The organism is Streptomyces sp. NPDC017202 (genome assembly GCF_044331705.1).
Taxonomy (GTDB): domain Bacteria; phylum Actinomycetota; class Actinomycetes; order Streptomycetales; family Streptomycetaceae; genus Streptomyces.
Window position 1 is genome coordinate 19,950 of the sequence record NZ_JBIRNP010000002.1, and the last position, 17,973, is coordinate 37,922.

General features: G+C 72.3%; 13 protein-coding genes, 5 tRNA genes, 1 pseudogene and 1 riboswitch. Of the genes and pseudogenes, 7 read left to right on the forward strand and 12 right to left on the reverse strand.

What is annotated here, in order from left to right; genetic code table 11:
- Positions 1–42 precede the first annotated feature (42 nt).
- From ACH4N1_RS04255 to ACH4N1_RS04265, 3 genes are all read right to left on the reverse strand, one after another.
- Complete coding sequence (locus tag ACH4N1_RS04255) at positions 43–1,065, reverse strand: M23 family metallopeptidase (protein WP_398094431.1); 1,023 nt, start codon at positions 1,063–1,065, stop codon at positions 43–45.
- Positions 1,066–1,072: 7 nt separating this feature from the next.
- Positions 1,073–1,232, reverse strand: a riboswitch (cyclic di-AMP (ydaO/yuaA leader).
- Positions 1,233–1,538: 306 nt separating this feature from the next.
- A tRNA-Met gene (locus tag ACH4N1_RS04260) sits at positions 1,539–1,612 on the reverse strand.
- Between the two features lie 66 nt (positions 1,613–1,678).
- Positions 1,679–2,818 (reverse strand): dihydrofolate reductase family protein, encoded by a 1,140-nt coding sequence (locus ACH4N1_RS04265; protein ID WP_398094433.1) that lies wholly within the window; start codon positions 2,816–2,818, stop codon positions 1,679–1,681.
- Positions 2,819–3,041: 223 nt separating this feature from the next.
- Between ACH4N1_RS04265 and ACH4N1_RS04270 the strand changes: the two genes are divergently transcribed.
- Both ACH4N1_RS04270 and ribA read left to right on the forward strand, forming a co-directional pair.
- Complete coding sequence (locus tag ACH4N1_RS04270) at positions 3,042–3,560, forward strand: MarR family winged helix-turn-helix transcriptional regulator (protein WP_398094435.1); 519 nt, start codon at positions 3,042–3,044, stop codon at positions 3,558–3,560.
- A 179-nt stretch (positions 3,561–3,739) separates the two neighbouring features.
- A pseudogene (gene ribA / locus ACH4N1_RS04275) lies at positions 3,740–4,360 on the forward strand (GTP cyclohydrolase II); the annotation flags it as partial.
- A gap of 28 nt (positions 4,361–4,388) precedes the next feature.
- On the opposite strand, the gene ACH4N1_RS04280 reads toward ribA, so the two are convergent.
- The 9 genes from ACH4N1_RS04280 to ACH4N1_RS04320 all read right to left on the reverse strand — a co-directional run bounded on the left by ACH4N1_RS04280 (position 4,389) and on the right by ACH4N1_RS04320 (position 14,180).
- Entirely contained in the window at positions 4,389–5,099 is a 711-nt protein-coding gene (locus ACH4N1_RS04280) for an NUDIX domain-containing protein (RefSeq protein WP_398094436.1), read from the reverse strand.
- Entirely contained in the window at positions 5,096–5,458 is a 363-nt protein-coding gene (locus ACH4N1_RS04285; protein WP_398095219.1) for a DUF4406 domain-containing protein, read from the reverse strand. The genes ACH4N1_RS04280 and ACH4N1_RS04285 overlap by 4 nt, the downstream gene beginning before the upstream one ends.
- Positions 5,459–5,536: 78 nt before the next feature.
- Positions 5,537–6,325 (reverse strand): DeoR/GlpR family DNA-binding transcription regulator, encoded by a 789-nt coding sequence (locus tag ACH4N1_RS04290; protein WP_398094438.1) that lies wholly within the window; start codon positions 6,323–6,325, stop codon positions 5,537–5,539.
- A gap of 196 nt (positions 6,326–6,521) precedes the next feature.
- Positions 6,522–6,597 (reverse strand) — tRNA-Lys (locus ACH4N1_RS04295).
- An 89-nt stretch (positions 6,598–6,686) separates the two neighbouring features.
- Positions 6,687–8,222, reverse strand: coding sequence for an amino acid permease (locus tag ACH4N1_RS04300; RefSeq protein WP_398094439.1), 1,536 nt, complete (start codon positions 8,220–8,222; stop codon positions 6,687–6,689).
- A gap of 82 nt (positions 8,223–8,304) precedes the next feature.
- Positions 8,305–10,419 carry an FG-GAP repeat domain-containing protein gene (locus tag ACH4N1_RS04305; protein WP_398094441.1) on the reverse strand — a complete coding sequence of 705 codons (2,115 nt, stop codon included), beginning with the start codon at positions 10,417–10,419 and terminating at the stop codon, positions 8,305–8,307.
- Positions 10,420–10,651: 232 nt separating this feature from the next.
- Positions 10,652–12,991 carry a DEAD/DEAH box helicase gene (locus ACH4N1_RS04310; RefSeq protein WP_398094443.1) on the reverse strand — a complete coding sequence of 780 codons (2,340 nt, stop codon included), beginning with the start codon at positions 12,989–12,991 and terminating at the stop codon, positions 10,652–10,654.
- 227 nt (positions 12,992–13,218) lie between these two features.
- Complete coding sequence (locus ACH4N1_RS04315) at positions 13,219–13,743, reverse strand: hypothetical protein (protein WP_398094445.1); 525 nt, start codon at positions 13,741–13,743, stop codon at positions 13,219–13,221.
- An 86-nt stretch (positions 13,744–13,829) separates the two neighbouring features.
- On the reverse strand, positions 13,830–14,180 hold the full coding sequence (locus ACH4N1_RS04320; protein ID WP_366060162.1) for a metallopeptidase family protein: 351 nt from the start codon (positions 14,178–14,180) through the stop codon (positions 13,830–13,832).
- Between the two features lie 80 nt (positions 14,181–14,260).
- Between ACH4N1_RS04320 and ACH4N1_RS04325 the strand changes: the two genes are divergently transcribed.
- The 5 genes from ACH4N1_RS04325 (at position 14,261) to ACH4N1_RS04345 (ending at position 17,952) form a co-directional block, all read left to right on the forward strand.
- A complete protein-coding gene (locus ACH4N1_RS04325; protein WP_398094447.1) occupies positions 14,261–15,862 on the forward strand; it encodes a metallophosphoesterase in 1,602 nt (533 codons plus the stop codon).
- A 115-nt stretch (positions 15,863–15,977) separates the two neighbouring features.
- A tRNA-Glu gene (locus tag ACH4N1_RS04330) sits at positions 15,978–16,050 on the forward strand.
- Between the two features lie 37 nt (positions 16,051–16,087).
- Positions 16,088–16,162, forward strand: a tRNA-Asp gene (locus tag ACH4N1_RS04335).
- Positions 16,163–16,185: 23 nt separating this feature from the next.
- A tRNA-Phe gene (locus ACH4N1_RS04340) sits at positions 16,186–16,259 on the forward strand.
- A 70-nt stretch (positions 16,260–16,329) separates the two neighbouring features.
- Positions 16,330–17,952, forward strand: coding sequence for a hypothetical protein (locus ACH4N1_RS04345; RefSeq protein ID WP_398094449.1), 1,623 nt, complete (start codon positions 16,330–16,332; stop codon positions 17,950–17,952).
- Positions 17,953–17,973: the final 21 nt, after the last annotated feature.

Genomic DNA, 17,973 nt, shown 5'->3' on the forward strand with positions numbered 1-17,973 from the left:
CCGGCGGAAGTCCGGGGCTCCGGGAGGGTCTCCGGCGGCGTCTCAGGGGTTGAGCCCCTTGCCCCGGAGCCAGGCGGCCGGGTCGATGCCGGAGCTGCTGCCGCCGGGGTGGACCTCCAGGTGGAGGTGGGCCCCGGTGACGTTGCCCGTGGCGCCGACGCGGCCGATGATGTCGCCGGTGGCGACCTTCTGGCCGACGCTGACGCCGATGGAGGACTGGTGGGCGTACCAGATCTCGGTGCCGTCCTCGAGGGTGAGCACGGTCTTGTACCCGTACGACCCGTCGTAGCCGGCGGAGGTGATGGTGCCGCTGTGCACGGCCTTGATGAGCGTGCCGGTGGGAGCGGCGAAGTCGAGGCCGGTGTGGTACCCGGAGGACCAGTAGGCGCCGGCCTGACCGAAGGTCGAGGTGATCGTGTACGAGGAGGTCGGCAGCGCGTACTGCTTGGCCAGTTCGGCGAGGCGCTCGGCCTCCGCCTTCTTGGCGGCTTCCTCGGCGGCCTTCTTCTTGGCGGCGTCGGCCTTGGCCGCGGCCTCCTTCTCGGCCTTGGCGGCGGCCTTGGCCGCGGCGGCCTCGGCGGCCTCCTGCGCCTTGGTCTCGACCTGGGTCTGCTGCGACTCGGCCTGCGCCATGATCCGGTTGCGCAGTGCCTCTCCGGCGTCGGCACCGCTGTCGGTGCTGTCGGCGGCGACGGCCTCGGTGCCGAAGGCGCCGAAGGTGCTGAGCGCGGGCGCCGTCTCCTCGGGGGTGTCATCGTCCGAGATGAGGGAACCCACCGAGGGGAGGTCGGGCATGGAGATGGAGACGGGCGACTTGCCGGTGTTGGCGCTGGCCATGCCAGCGCCGCCGACTGCGGCTATGACGCCGACGCCGAGAACGGTGGAGCTGCGGGCGAGTCCGCCGCGCTGCTTGGCGACACGGTGCTTGCCGCGCACCGGACGAACGGAGTCCGCGGTGGGGTTCCATTCCTCCCAGGGGCCCTCGTCGGTGCGGTAGGTGCCGTAGCCGAAGGTCTGCTGGCCGGGCACGGCGGGGGCTTCTGGGGCAGGCCGGTTGGACGCCACGCGGGCGCACTCCTTTCCTTCCGTCGCCTACCGGGTTAGCTGACGGGTTCGGAGCGGGAAGGTCTCCTACGCGCGTATACCGGCCGTGACTGTACGGCGGCTTCCGCGCGATTCACCCCAAGTTGGTGGTTCCCCGGTTCCCTTGCGGGATTCGACGCGTGCGCACGGAGCCGCCTCTTGTGACGGCTGGGACGACCGCGCTGCGTTATCGAACGTTAATAGACGCGGGGGCGGGATTCCAAGCCGTTCGGCTTGATCAACAACATTCACGGCCTGGACTTTCAGCCCAGGACCGGTGAAAAACGGGCGAGTTGACCAGCCGCCCGGACGTTTCAGCAGTCACCGGGTTTTTGATGGTGACTCAGATGTTATGCGCAGGGCTCCGGGGCGCTCACCATCCGTGACGGGAAAGATCGCCCTGACGCACCGAGGGCCGGAATCCCGTGATCAGGATTCCGGCCCTCGGCCTTGAGTAGCGGGGACAGGATTTGAACCTGCGACCTCTGGGTTATGAGCCCAGCGAGCTACCGAGCTGCTCCACCCCGCGTCGGTGTGACACCAGTCTACGCCACGCGGGGGACGCTCAGAACCACGGTCGGACCCGGGGGGCCGGTCAGGGGGTCCGGCGGAGCAGATGGCCGTTGGGCGCCTTCGCGCGCTCCTCGTACTCGGGAAGGACGACGACGTCCGCGCCCGCGGCGGCCAGCAGGCCGCTCCCGTCGGCGTCGGTCACGAAGGTGTCCGGCTCCCGCCAGGCCGTCACGACCCGGCGCACGCCCGCGTCGAGGACGAGACGGGCGCACGGGGCCGGCCGGGAGGAGCGCCGGGCGCAGGGTTCCAGGCTGCTGTAGACGGTCGCGCCGGCCAGCCGGGGGTCGGCGGGGTCGATCTTGGCGAGGGCCGCCTCCTCGGCGTGGACGACGGGGTCGCCCGCCTCGCGGGAGTGGCCGCGCGCCAGTTCCGTGCCGTCGGCCGCCACCACGACCGCGCCGACGCTGAACGCGGTCCGCGACGGCGGGCAGGCGACGGCCAGCTCGCAGGCGAGGGCCAGCCAGTGCCGGTCGGCGGCGGCGGGCAGCGGCCCGGCACCGGGCGCGGTGGGCTCGTACGACATGAGGACCACGTCCTCGATGCGCCGGGTCCCCACCAGCCGCAGGCGCCCGCCCTGGTAGCCACCGGGGCCGAACAGCCGTGGCGCGTCCGGGTCGCCCACGAACAGGGGGGCCAGGACGAGCTGGAGTTCGTCGGCGAGGCCCTCCTGGAGGAGCTGGGTGTGGATCGTGCCGCCGCCCTCGACCATGAGGCGCCGTACGCCCCGCACGTCGTGGAGGTGTTCCAGGAGCCGGCGCCAGTCGAGGCCGGGGCCCAGCGGGACGACGTCCGCGGCGAGGCCGAGGGCGCGGGCGCGGTCCGCACCGGCGTCGGTGGTGAGGAGGACCTTCTCACCGCCGGTGTGCCAGAACCGCGCCGCCGGGTCCAGCTCGCCGGTCCCGCTGACCGTGATCTTGAGGGGGTACTCCGGTTTCCCGGCGGCCACCCGGGCGGCGCGGCGGGCGGGCGAGTTGACCAGCAGGCGCGGATTGTCGGCGCGGATCGTGCCGGCCCCGACCAGGATGGCGTCGACGGAGGCCCGCACCTCGTCGACCCGGTCGAAGTCGGCCGGGCCGGACAGCAGCAGCCGGTCGGGGCCGGTGTCGTCGAGGTAGCCGTCGAGCGAGACGGCGGCGGACAGCAGGACGTACGGGTACGGCATCGGCGCGGGTCTCTCCGGGATCGGGATCGGGGTCGGTGAACGGGCGGGGTTGGTGAACGGGCGGGGACGGGGTCGGTGAACGGGCGGGGTTGGTGAACGGGCGGGGACGGGGTCCGGCGGCACGGCGGGGCCCGCCCCGGGGTCGGCGGGCAGCGGGGTCCGGTGCGGGGGCGGCGACCCGGCCGAGCTTGGTTCAAGTTTGAAACAAAACTACACTGGTCGCATGACGACCCGCTGGCTCTCCCCCGAGGAGCAGCGCGCCTGGCGCGCGTACATCGCCGGATACCTCCTCCTGGAGGACGCGATCGACCGGCAGCTCCAGCAGGAGGCCGGCATGCCCCACGCCTACTACTCCATCCTCGCCCACCTCTCCGAGGCGCCGGAGCGGCGGCTGCGCATGACCGACCTGGCGGAACACCTGAAGGCCACCCGCAGCAGGCTGACGTACGCCGTGACGCGGCTCGAGAAGGACGGGCTGGTGCGGCGCGAGGAGTGCCGGTCGGACAAGCGGGGAAGCGTCGCGGTCCTGACGGACGCGGGCATGGCGGTCCTGGAGAGCGCGGCGCCCGGTCACGTCGAGACCGTACGCGGCCTGCTCTTCGACCGGCTCACGCCCGAGCAGGTGGGGCAACTGGAGGAGATCTTCACGCAGGTCGCGCGGGGCCTTCAGGGCGGCGGCGAGGCCGCGCCCGAGGATCCGCCGTGGCGCCGGCGCTCCTCGCCCTGCTCCGGGGCGTCGTGAGCCGACGGCCCCGCCCGTGAGGCGACAGCCCCGCACGTGAGCCGACGGCCCCGCACGTGAGCCACCGCACCGTTCCATTGCTTCAAATTTCAAGCATGAGGTAGGGTCACGGACAGAAGATCTGCTTCAAATCTGAAGCAGAAGTCGTGCGCACTGCCCCCCGGACCCGGAGAACCCGCATGCTCGACACCCCCGCCGCCACCCAGCGTGCCCGCGTCCGGGTACCGCTGCGCTTCCACGACGGCTACTCGGTGGACGCCGAACTCGTCACCTTCCACGGCCTCGCCGACGGCCAGGAGCACGTCGCCGTCGTCCTCGGCGATCCCGGCCCCGTCCCGCTCGTCCGGCTGCACTCCGAGTGCCTGACCGGCGACGTCCTCGGATCCGCCCGCTGCGACTGCGGCCCGCAGCTGCGCGAGGCGGTCGAGCGCATCGCCGACCGCGGCGGAATCCTGCTCTACCTGCGCCAGGAGGGCCGCGGCATCGGCCTCTACAACAAGCTCGACGCGTACGCCCTCCAGGACCAGGGCCTCGACACCTACGAGGCGAACGCCGCCCTCGGGCTGCCGGAGGACGCCCGGGACTACACCGCCGCCGCCCAGATGCTGCACGCCCTGGGCGTCACGGAGCTGGACCTGCTGTCCAACAACCCCGACAAGGCCGAGCAGCTGCGCGGACGGGGCGTCGACGTCCGCGACCGCGTCCCCACCGGCGTCTTCACCACCCCGCACAACGTGCGCTACCTGCGGGCCAAGGTCCTGACGACCCGGCACACGCTGCCCCTGGCCGACCTGACCGAACGCACCGAGTTCACCGAACTCACCGAACTCACGAGCCGGGACGCGACCGGTTCCCTGCCGCCGGCCGGCTCCGGCCGAACGGCCCGTCCAGCGCCGCCCATTGGAGCAGCATGATGGTCTTGGCGTCGGCGATCCCGCCGGTGCGGACCAGGGCGAGCGCCTCGGTGAAGGGCAGTTCCACGACCGTGATGTCCTCCCCCTCGGCCGCGAGGCCGGCCCGCTCCACGCCGGGCGCCGAGCCGTCGTAGGGGGCGGCGAAGAAGCTCAGGCGTTCGGTGACCGAGCCGGGGCTCATGAAGGCGTCGAAGACGTGCTCGACCTCGTGGACGGTCCGGCCGGTCTCCTCCACCGCCTCGCGGCGGATCGCCTCCCGCGGGTCGTCGCCGTCCAGCAGTCCGGCCGCGGTCTCCAGCAGCATGCCGTCGGGGTGGCCGTTGACGTACGCGGGCAGCCGGAACTGACGGGTCAGCAGGACCGTTCGCCGGTCGGGGTCGTAGAGCAGGATGGTCGCGCCGTCACCGCGGTCGTAGGTCTCGCGCCGCTCGCGGCTCCAGTGGCCGTCACCGTGCCGGTAGTCGAAGGTGGTGCGGCGCAGCACCGACCAGTCGCAGGCGAGCACCTCGACGTCGACGACGCGCACGCGCGCGTTGCCCGTCAGGTCGCGGCCCTGGCGGTCGAGTCCGGTACGGCCGCGGGGGTCGGGGACGTCGATGCCCGGCCGGCCCGCCGGGGCGGTCATCGGGTACCGCCGGCGGCCGGCACGTCGGCGAGGTCCGTGTAGACGTCCTTGCCGCACGCGTGTGCCCGCTCCGCCATCCGGTCCGCGCCCGCCGAGGGGCCGCCGATCCGCAGGACGGCGTCGCAGCGGTCCAGGAGGCGTTCGGCGACGGGGTGGAAGAGTTCGTCGAAGAGCGGGTCGCCGGGACCGCCGCTGCCCGCCGCCTCCAGCAGGGGCAGCGCCAGCGCCTCGCCGGTGACCGGCAGGTGCCCGGCCCGGAACAGGACGAGGGCCGTCTCGTTCATGGCCCGCACGTTCGCGGCGAGCTTCGCGGGGTCGTCGCCGGTGCCCGAACGGTACGGGCCGGCGACGAGGATCATCAGGGGCGGGTGGGACACGGGCTCACTCCTCGGCTCGGTGGGCGGACGGACGTCCTGGACCAGCGGTGGACCGACGTCTCAGACCAGCAGCGTCTCCACGCCGGCCTCGCGCAGCGCCCGGAGGGTCTGCGGGCCCGCGGGGTGGGTGTCGGGGCCGGCCGCCGCGCCGTCGGTGACGAAGGCGTGGACGGCGTCGAGCGGGGCGACCCGGTTGAAGGCGCGCACGCCCAGCTTCGTCGCGTCGGCCACCGCGACCGTGCGGTCCGCCTGGCCGAGCCCCACCCGTTTCACGGCCGCGTCGTCGAGCGAGAACTCCGACCAGCCGTGCCCGGCGTGCACCCCGCCGATGGACATGACGAACAGGTCGAAGGCGAGGGACTCCAAAGTCCGCAGCGCCAGCGGCCCCACCAGGGACCGCTCGCCGGGCCGCGAGCGGCCGCCGACGACCAGCAGTTCGATGCCGGGCCGGTCGGCCAGCCGCACCGCCGCCTGGAGGCTGAGCACCGCCACCGTCAACGGCCCGCGCGCGGCGAGGTGTTCGGCCACGTGCACGGTGGTGGTCCCGGCGTCCAGCAGCACCCGCGTCCCCGGCTCCACCAGGCCGGCGACGGCCGCGCCCAGCCGGTCCTTGGTCGCGCCCTGCCACGCCTGCCGCGCGTCGAAGCCGGCACCCTCCTCGCGGGCCCGCGCGGGTACGGCCCCGCCGTGGACCCGGCGCACCAGGCCCTGTTTCTCCAGCGCGTCGAGGTCGCGGCGCACGGTCATCTCGGACACCCCGAGCCGTTGCGCGAGTTCGGCCACGGACACCTGCCCCGCGGCTCCCTGGACGAGCCGCAGGGTCAGATCCAGACGGTCGGCGATCCCCATGAGGTCATTTCTATCATCTACATGTGAGAACGCACATTCTTTTGTTCGATACGGCACTCCCGGGCCCCGCCCCTCAGGGCACCGACCCCGCCCCCGACCGACAACGCGGCCAGGATCGTCGTCGACCGCCGACCGGCCCACGCCCTCCGGGAACGCCGGAGCCCCCGCACCGGAAGACTCCGGTGCGGGGGCTCTCTGGTAGGCCCTGTGGGACTCGAACCCACAACCAATGGATTAAAAGTCCACTGCTCTGCCAATTGAGCTAAGGGCCCAGGCGATGTCGCCTCCCCGAGCATAGCCGGACGTGGCCGTGTCGCCGATCGGGTATCGGGACACGGCCGCGCCGGGCGGCGAAGATCGGTCACGGATCGACCGGCTCCGCCGTCGCCTCCGCAGCCTCGCGGGGGACCGCCCGCCCGTCGACGGGCCTGAGGAACCAGTGCCGCGCCGAGGCGAACCACCACACGGCCGCGAAGCCGAGGACGGCCAGGACGGCCACCGGGGCGTAGTTGAAGGTCTCCGAGGTCACCGGGGAGACCTGGGGGAGCATGAACAGGACGGTGATGACGCCCACCCAGACGACGGAGATCACGCCGATCGTCCGGGACCACCGGCCCAGGTGCCAGGGGCCGCGGGCGAAGTCGTCGCCCTTGCGCAGCCGCAGCAGGGTCGGGATGACGTAGGCGATGTAGAGGCCGATGACGGCGATGGAGGTGACGGCCGCGTAGGCCGTGACGTTGATGAGGTAGGGCAGGCCCAGCAGCAGCGCGCCGCCGGCCGCGAGCCACACCGCCGCCACGGGGGTCCGGGTGCGCGGGCTGACGGTGCGCCAGAGCCGCGAGAAGGGCAGGGCCCCGTCGCGGGAGAAGGCGTAGATCATGCGGCTGTTGGCGGTGACGGAGGCCATCCCGCAGAACAGCTGTGCGCCGATCACGACGAGGAGCAGCAGTTTGCCCGCCGTGGCGCCGAGTGCGTCGAGGAGGATCTGGGCGGGCGGGGCGCCGGTCGGGGAGCCGAGGGCGCCGTCGTAGGACTGGATGGCGAAGGTGAAGCCGAGGAGCAGGACGAAACCCGCTATCCACGAGGTCCAGATGGACCGCACGATGCCCCGGGGGCCCGCGGTCGACGCGTCGTGGGTCTCCTCGGTCATGTGGGCGGAGGCGTCGTAGCCGGTGAAGGTGTACTGGGCCATCAGCAGGCCGAGGGCGACGACGTAGACGCCGCTGCCCCAGCCGGTGTTGTTGACGAACTCGCCGAAGACGAAGGACGCCGACCGGTGGTCGTCCGGTACGAAGGTCAGCGCGCCGACGATCACGGCCACCCCGAGGACGTGCCACCACACGCTCACGCTGTTGAGGAGCGCGACGATCCGCACCCCGAAGGTGTTGAGCAGGCCGTGCAGCACGAGGATCCCCGCGAACAGCAGGATCGTCCGGCCGGGCGTGACCTCGAAGTCGAACTGGAGATTGAGCCAGGCGCCGAGGAAGGACGCGGCGCCGAAGTCGATGCCGGCCGTCACGGCGACCTGGCCGAGCACGTTGAACCAGCCCGTGAACCAGGCCCAGGCGGCCGCGCTGCGGGGCGGCGCCAGCCGGTGGGCCCAGAAGTACAGGCCGGCCGAGGTGGGGTAGGCCGAGCAGATCTCGGCCATCGACAGCCCGACGAACAGGGTCATCAGGCCGACCGCGACCCAGCCCCAGGTGATCACCGCGGGGCCGCCGGTGTTCATGCCGAACAGGTACAGCGTCAGGCAGCCCGACAGGACCGAGATGATCGTGAAGGAGACCGCGTAGTTGGAGAACGCCGACATCCGGCGCGCGAGGACCTGCGTGTATCCGAGCTGGGCCAGCCGTTCCTCGTCCGAGAGGCCGCCGGCCGCCGTGCCGTCATCTGTCATGCCCCCAGCAATTCCCTCGCCGGGGGCGTGACACACGTCACAACTTGGCCAGAAAGAACCCCTACGGATTCCGGAAGGTCCGTCAGAAGAGGCCCTTGTAGCCCTGCCAGCCGGTGGCGGTCCTCACCCGTGCGGAGAAGGTGCCCTTCCCGGTCCCGGGCATCCGCCACAGCACGCCCGCGGTGTCCCGTGCCACCAGGTCGGCCCTCCCGTCCCCGGTGACGTCGCCCACGCCGACGAGCGCGTTGTAGGAGGCCCCCCAACCGGCGTACAGCTTCACACGCCCCGAGAACGTCCCCTTGCCCGTCCCGTAGTACCGGTACAGGTTGTTCGCCTTGTCCTGCGCGAGGAGGTCCCCGACCCCGTCCCCGTTCAGGTCGCCGGCCCCGACGACCTTCTTGTACGTCTTCCAGTTGTCGTACAGCTTCACCGGCGCGGCCAGCCGTCCCGCGCTCGTGCCCTTGTAGAGGTACACGGCGCCGGTGGCGGCCTTGCGGGCGATCAGGTCGGGACGGCCGTCACCGCTGACGTCCCCGGGGGCGGTGAGGACGTCGAAGGTGTTCCAGCCGGTGCCGAGCGACAGCCGGGAGCTGGAAGGGGAGTACGACACACCGCACTTGCCCGTGTAGCGGCGCAGTTCGCCGCCCGGCATCCGGACCAGCATCTCGGCGCACCGGTCACCGGTCAGGTCGCCGAAGGGGACCGCGACGGTCCCGGCGGGCCAGCCGCCGGTGGACACCTTCCAGTCGAAGGTGCCCTTGCCGTGGGTGTAGTGCAGGCTCAGGGCACCCGACGCGTTCAGCGTGACCAGTTCGCCGTAGCTGTAGCCGCCCTGGTCGTGGTGGCCCTGGCGACCACCGGAGAGGCCGATCGCGCCGCTCGTGGTGTAGGTGCCCGCGCCCTCGGTCGCCGTCGCCGTCAGGGTCCAGGTGAACCGGCCGTTGTACGGGACGGCGCCCGCGTCCGTCCGGCCGTTCCAGTTGCCCTCGGGCGCGGTGCCGGTGCCGGTCCGGGTGTGCACGCGGTGGCCCTGGGCGTCCTTCACGGTGAAGGTCCAGGTGGCCGGCTTGCTCAGCTGCCAGGTGCTGTTCCACCAGTCGTCCGCGACGTTGACGGAAGCGTCGTCGACCTCGGCCTCGACCGGCGCCAGTGGCTGCGACGGCACCCCGCTCCGCACCACGTGCACGGTGCTGTCCGGGTCCACGTACGCGATGTCCCCGCCGAACTTGTCGACGGACCAGGTCTGCCGCCGCTGGTCGGCGGTGTTCCCGGCCGGCAGATCGGCGATCTCGCGGGCGGCCGCCGCCGTACCGGTGTGGAAGTCGGTCAGCATCAGCTTGCCGGCGGCGCGGTCGTGCCGCACCAGGTAGCCGTCGCCGACGAGCACCGGTCCCGACGGCACGGTGACGTTCTTCTTCGCCGTGCGGTCGAACACGCCGGCCGCGCCCGTGGGGCCGCAGTTCCAGTAGACCCAACGGCCCACCACCTGCAGCTCCCCGACCGTGCAGGGAGCGCCGGTGGCCAGCGTCTCCACGGTCTTCTTCTGCTCCAGGTCGTAGGCGGTGACGGTGCCGTCGCCGGTACCCGGCGCGTACAGCCGCGAGCCCCACACGGAGGCGGCGGTGACGGCGCGGGTGAGACGCACGTGCTGCACGTGGTACGGCTGCACGGAGTCGACGTACTGCCTGCCGGTCGAGGCGGCCTCGTAGACGAAGTAGCGGCCGGTCGTGTCGACGTACCTGCCGCCGGTGACGAGGGGCTCGGAGCCGGAGTGGTAGCCGTTGCCGGCCGTCCGGATCTGGGCGCGCTCCTTGCCGTCGTACTCCTCGGAGTTGCCGAAGAAGACGCCCACGTCGCCGTTCCCGGCCGCCCGCAGCGACACGCAGGTGCCGGCGTCGCAGGGGGTCCGCGACAGGTGCGCACCGGTCGCGTACTCGCCCGCGTAGGCGCGCGGTTCCCGTGCTCCCACCGTGGAACCGTCAGCCGCGACCGGCCGGTTGGTGACGTACGGGTCGCCGTTCGGCGCGCGCTCCACCGTGGTCAGGACGCCCCCGGCGAAGTCGATCCCCCACACCCCGCTGGTGGTCAGCGGCAGGGGCGTGGTGTCCGCGGCGGCCGGGCCCGCGGTGGTCAGGGAGCCCGCGCCGAGGGCGACGAGGCTCGCGAAAGTGAGTGTGATCCGGGCACGCCGGGCCAAGGGTCCCTCCCCAGGGGATGCGAGAACGGCATGGCGGCGGCGGTTTTCCCCCTCCGGCCGCTCTGTCCATGCCAAGCAAGGGAATGCTAACAACCGGCTCGGGGGCGGCGTCAGGGAAACAGGGGGCCCGCTCCCCCTCGGACACGGAAAAGGGCCCGTACGACCGGAGTCGTACGGGCCCTTCCCCTGATGCAGTCGGTGTTCGGTCGGCGGTCAGCCGGCCGGGGCGACGTCAGCCGTTGCGCTTCCAGCGCGGCTTGTCGTCACGGCGCCCGAAGGAGGAGCCGCCGGTGCCGGTGCCACGGTGGTCGTCGCGGCGGGCGCTCGGCCGGTCGTGGCCGCCGGCGCGGAAGCCGGTACCCGGACGGTCGTCGCGGCGGTCGCGGTTGAACGGGCGGTCGCTGCCCCGGTGTCCACCGCGCTCGTCGCGGCGGAAGCCGCCCCGGTCGTCACGGCGCTCGAAGGAACGGCCGCCGCGGTCGTCACGGTCGCGGTTGAAGCCACCCCGGTCGTCACGACGCTCGAACGGACGCCCACCGCGGTCGTCACGGTTGAAGGAACGACCACCACGGTCGTCACGGTCCCGGTTGAAACCGCCCCGGTCGTCACGACGCTCGAACGGACGCCCACCGCGGTCATCGCGGTTGAAGGAACGACCACCACGGTCGTCACGGTCCCGGTTGAAACCGCCCCGGTCGTCACGACGCTCGAACGGACGCCCACCGCGGTCGTCACGGTTGAAGGAACGACCACCACGGTCGTCACGGTCCCGGTTGAAGCCACCCCGGTCGTCACGACGCTCGAACGGACGCCCGCCACGGTCGTCACGGTTGAAGGAACGACCACCACGGTCGTCACGGTCCCGGTTGAAGCCACCCCGGTCACCGCCACGGTCACCGCGGTCGTCCCGCCGCTCACGGCGCTCGTACGACGACGAGGTCACCGGACGCTCCTCGCGGACGGGACGGTCGGCGTCCCGCGCGACGGGCTGCGCCGGCACGGACACCTCGGTCAGGGCCTCCGACCCGACCGTCCCGGCGGTCTCGCCGGCCCCGGCCACCGCGGCCTGCGCCTCGGCGATCGCCGTCTCCGGGTCCTCGCCACGCTCGCGGGCCACCCGCGCGACCAGTCGGTCGGCCTCCTCGCGCAGCTCGCTCGCGCGCCGCTGCGCCCGCTCCAGCTCCCGGGTCAGCTCGGCGACCTCGCGCTCGGCCTGCTGGGCGGCGTTGCCCGCCGACTCGGCCTGGACCTCGGTCATCGACCGGGCGCCGGTGATCTCGGCGACCTCCGGCTCGAAGGCCGTACCGCCCTGGATGATGTGACGCCCGGCGTCGACGCCCGCGTCCTCCATCAGGCGGAAGATCTGGCGGCGCTGGTGCGGCAGCGAGAGCGAGACCACGGTGCCGGTGCGGCCGGCGCGGGCCGTGCGGCCGGCGCGGTGCAGGTAGTCCTTGTGGTCGCCGGCCGGGTCCACGTTGAGGACCAGGTCGATGCCGTCGACGTGGATGCCGCGGGCGGCGACGTCGGTCGCGACGAGCGCGTTGACGTAACCGTCCTTGAAGTCGGCCAGCGTGCGGGTGCGCGCGCCCTGGGTCATGCCGCCGTGCAGCGCGTCGGCCTTCACACCGGACTCGCGCAGCTGCTCGGCGATCCGGTCGGCGCCGAGCTGGGTGCGCACGAAGATGATGGTGCGGCCCTTGCGGGAGGCGATCGCGGCGGTGACCGGCGCCTTGTCCTTGGGCTTCACGATCAGGATGTGGTGCGACATGGTCGTCACGTTGCCCTGGGCGCTGTCGACCTCGTGCGTGACGGGGTTGTTCAGGTAGCGCTTGACCAGCGTGGAGATCTCGTTCTCCATCGTGGCCGAGAACAGCATGCGCTGACCGCCCTGCGGGACCTGGTCGAGCAGCTCGGTGACCTCGGGCAGGAAGCCCAGGTCCGACATCTGGTCGGCCTCGTCGAGGACGGTGACCTCGACGTTCTCCAGGGAGCAGGCGCCGCGGTTGATGATGTCGCGCAGTCGGCCCGGCGTGGCGACGAGGACGTCGACACCGCGCTCGAGGGCGTAGATCTGGTTGCTCATCGAGGTGCCGCCGCAGACGACCTTCATCTTCAGGCCCAGGACGTCGCCGTACGGCTGGAGCGCGTCGGCGACCTGCATCGCCAGCTCGCGGGTCGGGGTGAGGATGACGGCGCGCGGCTTGCGCTTCTCGGTGTGGCCGCCGGCCAGCGTGGCCAGCGTCGGCAGACCGAAGGAGAGGGTCTTGCCGGAGCCGGTGCGGCCGCGGCCGAGGATGTCCTTGCCGGCCAGGGCGTCCGGGATGGTCGCCGCCTGGATCGGGAAGGGCGAGGTCACGCCGTTCTGGGCGAGCTTGCGCACGACGCCCTCGGGCAGCCCCAGGTCCGCGAAGGACAGCTCGGGCGCCTTGTCGGTCTCGACAGCCTCGACGGCCTCGGTGGTCTCCACGGCCTCGGTGGTCTCCACGGCGTCGACGGTCGCGGTGACCTCGACGGCCTCGACCGCCTCGCTGTTCTCGGACACGACGACGTGATCAGTACGGGAAATGGACATGCGAATGCGAAACCTTCCGGAGTCTCGTCGGCACGCGCCCGTCAACTCCGTGTTCGCATTCGACCGCCTCAATGCGGTCCGTCACGGTAAGGGAGAGTACGCGCCACACGGCGCGCTCTGTGGTGGCGCCGGGCAAATGGGATCAAACGATCTACCACCATACGCACCCGTACCCCTGAAGGCAAACCGGTCTGCGTAGACGTGGGTCGCACACCACTGTACGGCATCTACGCCGGTGCCCCGGCCTCCGGCGCCGGTTCCCGCTCGACCAGCTGCGGCACCGGCTCCGCGTCCGCCGACGCGGACGGCTCGGCCGGCGTCGGCTCCGGCGACGGCGACGCGGGAGGCTCCGGCGACGGGGGCGGCTCCGGGTCCGCCGAACGCGTCGGCGTCGGCTCGTCCCGCGGCGACTGCGGCACCCCCGGCCGTTCGCTCCGGCCGGGCCCGGGCCCCGTCGAGGCCGCCGCGCTCCGCCCGGCCGACGGCGAGGCCGCGGGGGAACCGGACCCGTCGGGGCCGCCCTTCGTCCCGCCCGCGCCGCCCCCGTGCCCGCCGCCGGCGCCCGCGCCGGACCAGTGCCCGCCGGTCCGGCCGCCGGACCCGCCCTCCGGCGCGTCACCGCCGTGCTCCCCCGCCGAGTGGGAGGGCCGGGTCCGGTCCCCCTCCTCGTCACCCACGCTCATGCAGCCGGCGGCCGCGGCGACGGCCAGCACCGTGACGGCCAGGCGAACGGGTACGTACAAGGGGCGCACGGGGCCACCTCCGGGGGCAGACGCAGGAGTCACACCCCCAACTCCCGCCGCCCGCCGGAAGACACGCGCCTCACCGCGGCGACGGCTCAGCCGTACCCGAGCGCGTGCAGCCGGGCGTCGTCGATCCCGAAGTGGTGGGCGATCTCGTGCACCACCGTCACCTCGGTCTCCTCGACGACCTCCTCCCGCGTCCCGCACATCCGCAGGGTCGGCCCCCGGTAAACGGTGATCCGGTCCGGCAGCACGCCCGCGTACCACTCGCCGCGTTCCGTCAGCGGGGTCCCCTCGTACAGCCCGAGCAGCTCGGGATCGTCCGCCGGCGGCTCGTCCTCGACGAACACCGCGACGTTGTCCATCAGCCGCGTCAGCTCCGGCGGGATCCGGTCCAGCGCCTCGGCGACCAGTTCCTCGAACTCCTCGCGCGTCATCTCCAGCACGAGGCCCATTCTCCGGCACGACAGCGCCGTACGGCGGGTGCGTCCGCATGTCCGGGCACACACGTGGGCATACGCGACCAATGGCCCGCGTCCGTGTCCCCGCCGCAGCCCTGCGCACCGTGAACCGTCTCCGCACCGCCCGCCGCCCCGACGGCCCCGTCCCCGAACTCGCCGCCCGGCCCCGCCCCTGGGTCCGCGCCCTCGGCCTCACCGCGGTCGTCCTGCTGGGCGCCTGGCTCGGACTGCTGGTCGTCGGGAACGTCCGGGTGCCCGTCGGCCCCATGAACACCACGATGACGCTGCGCCCCGCCCTCGACGGCGGCACGAAGATCAACATCTCTCCGCTCGGCGCCCTCCACCTCGACAGCCACACCGCCCCCGTGCGCCTGGACGTCAACGTCGACCAGCTCGACCCCGACCGTTCCCAGGCCCTCGTCGACCACCCCGAACGCCTGTCCGGGCTCCAGGACGAGGTCACCGAGGACATCGAACGCGGCACCCTCGACCTCGCCGTACGCTCCTGCGTCGCCGTCGTCGCCGGCGCCACCGCGCTCGGCCTCGCCGTCTACCGCCGCCCCCGCCGCGCCCTCGCCGCCGGCGGCCTGGCGCTGGCCCTGCTCGCCGCCTCCGGCGCCACCGCCTACGCCACCTGGAAACCCGAGTCGGTCCTCGAACCCCGCTTCTCGGGCCTGCTCTCCTCCGCCCCCTCGGTCGTCGGCAACGCCCGCAGCATCGTCACCGAGTTCGACGTCTACCAGCAGGAACTGGCCCGCCTGGTCACCAACGTGACCAAGCTCTACGACGTCACCTCCACCCTCCCCGCCTACCAGCCCGACCCCACCACCGTGCGCGTCCTGCACGTCTCGGACATCCACCTCAACCCCGCGAGCTGGAAGATCATCGCCTCGCTGGTGCAGCAGTACAAGGTCGACGTGATCGTCGACTCCGGCGACACCATGGACCACGGCACGGCCGCCGAGAACGGCTTCCTCGACCCCGTCGCCGACCTCGGGGCCCCCTACGTCTGGGTCCGCGGCAACCACGACTCCACGACCACCCAGGTCTACCTGCGGAACATGAAGAACGCCCACGTCCTGGACGACGGCCGGGCCGTGACCCTCGCGGGGCTGCGCTTCGCCGGCATCGGCGACCCCCAGTTCACCCCCGACCGCTCCACCGTCCCGGGCGCCGAGGGGACCCAGGAGGCGGCGGGCGACCGCCTCGCGCAGGCGCTCCGCGCCCAGCGGGCCGCCGGCACCCCCGTGGACGTGGCCGTCGCCCACGAGCCCTCCGCCGCCCGCCGCACCGACGGCGAGGTCCCGATGGTCCTGGCCGGACACCTCCACCGCGCCGGGACGGAGATGCTCGACAAGGGCACCCGGCTGCGCGTCGAAGGTTCCACGGGCGGCAGCGGACTGCGTGCCGTCGAGGGCGAGTACCCCGACCCCATCGAGGCGTCGATCCTCTACTTCGACCGCGGCTCCCGCCGCCTCCAGGCCTGGGACGAGATCAAACTGGGCGGCCTGGGCCTGACGACGGCCGAGGTCAGCCGCCATCTCCCCAAGGAGAACCAGCCGGGCGCCTCCCCGACGCCCACACCGTCGTCCCCCACCCCGCCCCCGGCTCCCCCGACCTCGGCTCCCCCGGCCCCCGCGCCGTCCGGCTCCCGGCCCCGCCCCTAGGGTCCGTCCGGCACGATCCGCCGGACGGGCCCCAAACCGTTTTGGCGATACCTCCTGCCATCCCATATGCTTCTCACGTCCCCGACGCGCTGCGAAGCGCCCAGGCGGGCCGATAGCCCTCATCGTCTAGCGGCCTAGGACGCCGCCCTTTCAAGGCGGTAGCACGGGTTCGAATCCCGTTGGGGGCACGCAACACCGTGTGCGACACTGTCGTACACACAGCTTGGTCCTGTGGAGCAGTTTGGAGTGCTCGCCACCCTGTCAAGGTGGAGGCCGCGGGTTCAAATCCCGTCAGGACCGCTGGAGTTCCTCGTGGACTCCGTGGCTGGGTAGCTCAGTTGGTACGAGCGATCGCCTGAAAAGCGATAGGTCGCCGGTTCGACCCCGGCCCCAGCCACAAGAACGAAAACCCCCTCCAGGGCAACCGGAGGGGGTTTTCGTCGCTCATGAAGAACCTAGGGGGGTTCTTGAGACGCATCGCCAGAGGACTCGTGACGGCCGGCGCCGTCCTGTCGTCCACGCTCGCGATACCCGGCACGGCCCACGCCGTGGGACCGAACGTCATGAGCGCGTACAGCGACTCGGCCGACTGGTCGGTCGCCGACGTGCAGCTCAACTACAGCGGCGGGATCGACGAGGTCACCGCGACGCTCCGTCCTGTGGGCGGCAGCGAGTCGGACGCGCCGGCGGCCACGGTCACCGGGTTCACGCAGACCTACTCGGCCAGCCCGTGGGAGGGCGTCTGGTCCTCCCGGCCCGTCCACCTGGACACGCTGGGCGACTACACGATCGACATCGAGGCCACGAACTCCGCGGGCGAGACCACCGTCAAGAAGGACGCGGGCACACTGCGCTACCGCAAGCAGCCCGTCTTCACGGCCTTCACCGTCACCCCGACCGAGCCGACCATCGAGAACAGGACGGTCACGGCCGAGGGCGACATGGTCCTCCGCGATCCCAGCACCCGTGAGACGGTGCCACTGTCCGGCGCCACCGTGAACCTCGACCTCGGCCGGGACGAGACGACCGCCGTCACGGACGACGGCGGGCACTTCTCCGCCTCCCGCACCCTGCAGGAGGGCGGCTGGGCCAGGGCCCGGTACGAGGGCGAGCCGGGCTGGGCCTGGAGTCCCGTCCTCAGCATCTCGCCGCAGGCCGCGCCGACCCGTCTCCTGCTCGACAAGAGCGACTTCCACGTCACGGCGGGCGACAAGCTCACCGTCACCGGCACGCTGGAGTACCGGAGCGGCACGGAGTGGAAGCCGCTGGCCGGCATCCCGCTGGAGATGGACTACAAGGACAGCAGCACCTCCCACGCCGTCGACGCCACGACCGGCGTGGACGGCCGCTTCAGCTTCGTCGCTCACCCGTACGGCAAGACCGTGTACGAGGTGGGCTTCCCGCCCTACCCGTACAACGCCTGGATCCAGCGCACGGCGACCGCCGACGTCACCGTGGCGGTCGCGTCGCCGACCCGGTTCACCGAGTTCACGGCGCGGCTGGACGAGTACGCCCGGCTCGAGGTCACCGGCATCCTGCGCAGTCTCGGGGACTCCTTCAGCGACCGGATCAACGTCGACATCCAGTACTCGGCCAACGGCACCACCGGCTGGACCACCAGGAAGACCGTGCGGACGGGCTTCGACGAGCAGTTCATCGTCGAAGCCCTGCCGGGTTACACGGACGGCTACTGGCGGCTGCGGTACGCCGGCTCCACGGCCAAGGACATCAAGGGCAGCGTCAGCGCCGGCCTGCGCAGGAACCGCACCGACACCCGGATCAAGGGCGCGAACGCGTCCCCCGAGCCGGTGAGGAAGGGCCGGACGATCACCGTCACGGGCGTGCTCCAGGAGCGCGGGGCCGGCACGTCGACCTGGAAGGCGTACGGCGGCAGGAAGGCGCAGATCCTGTTCCGGCCCAAGGGCGCGAAGAGCTGGTACCTGATGGCCACCGTCACCACGAAGTCGAACGGCTCCTTCAGCAAGGGCTTCAAGGCGCAGAAGGACGGCACCTGGGTGCCCGTCTTCCTGTATCCCGACAGCAGGCACTTCGTGGGCAGCGGCGCGGAGGACTACGTCGACGTGCGGTGACACGCGCACGCGTGCACGTCA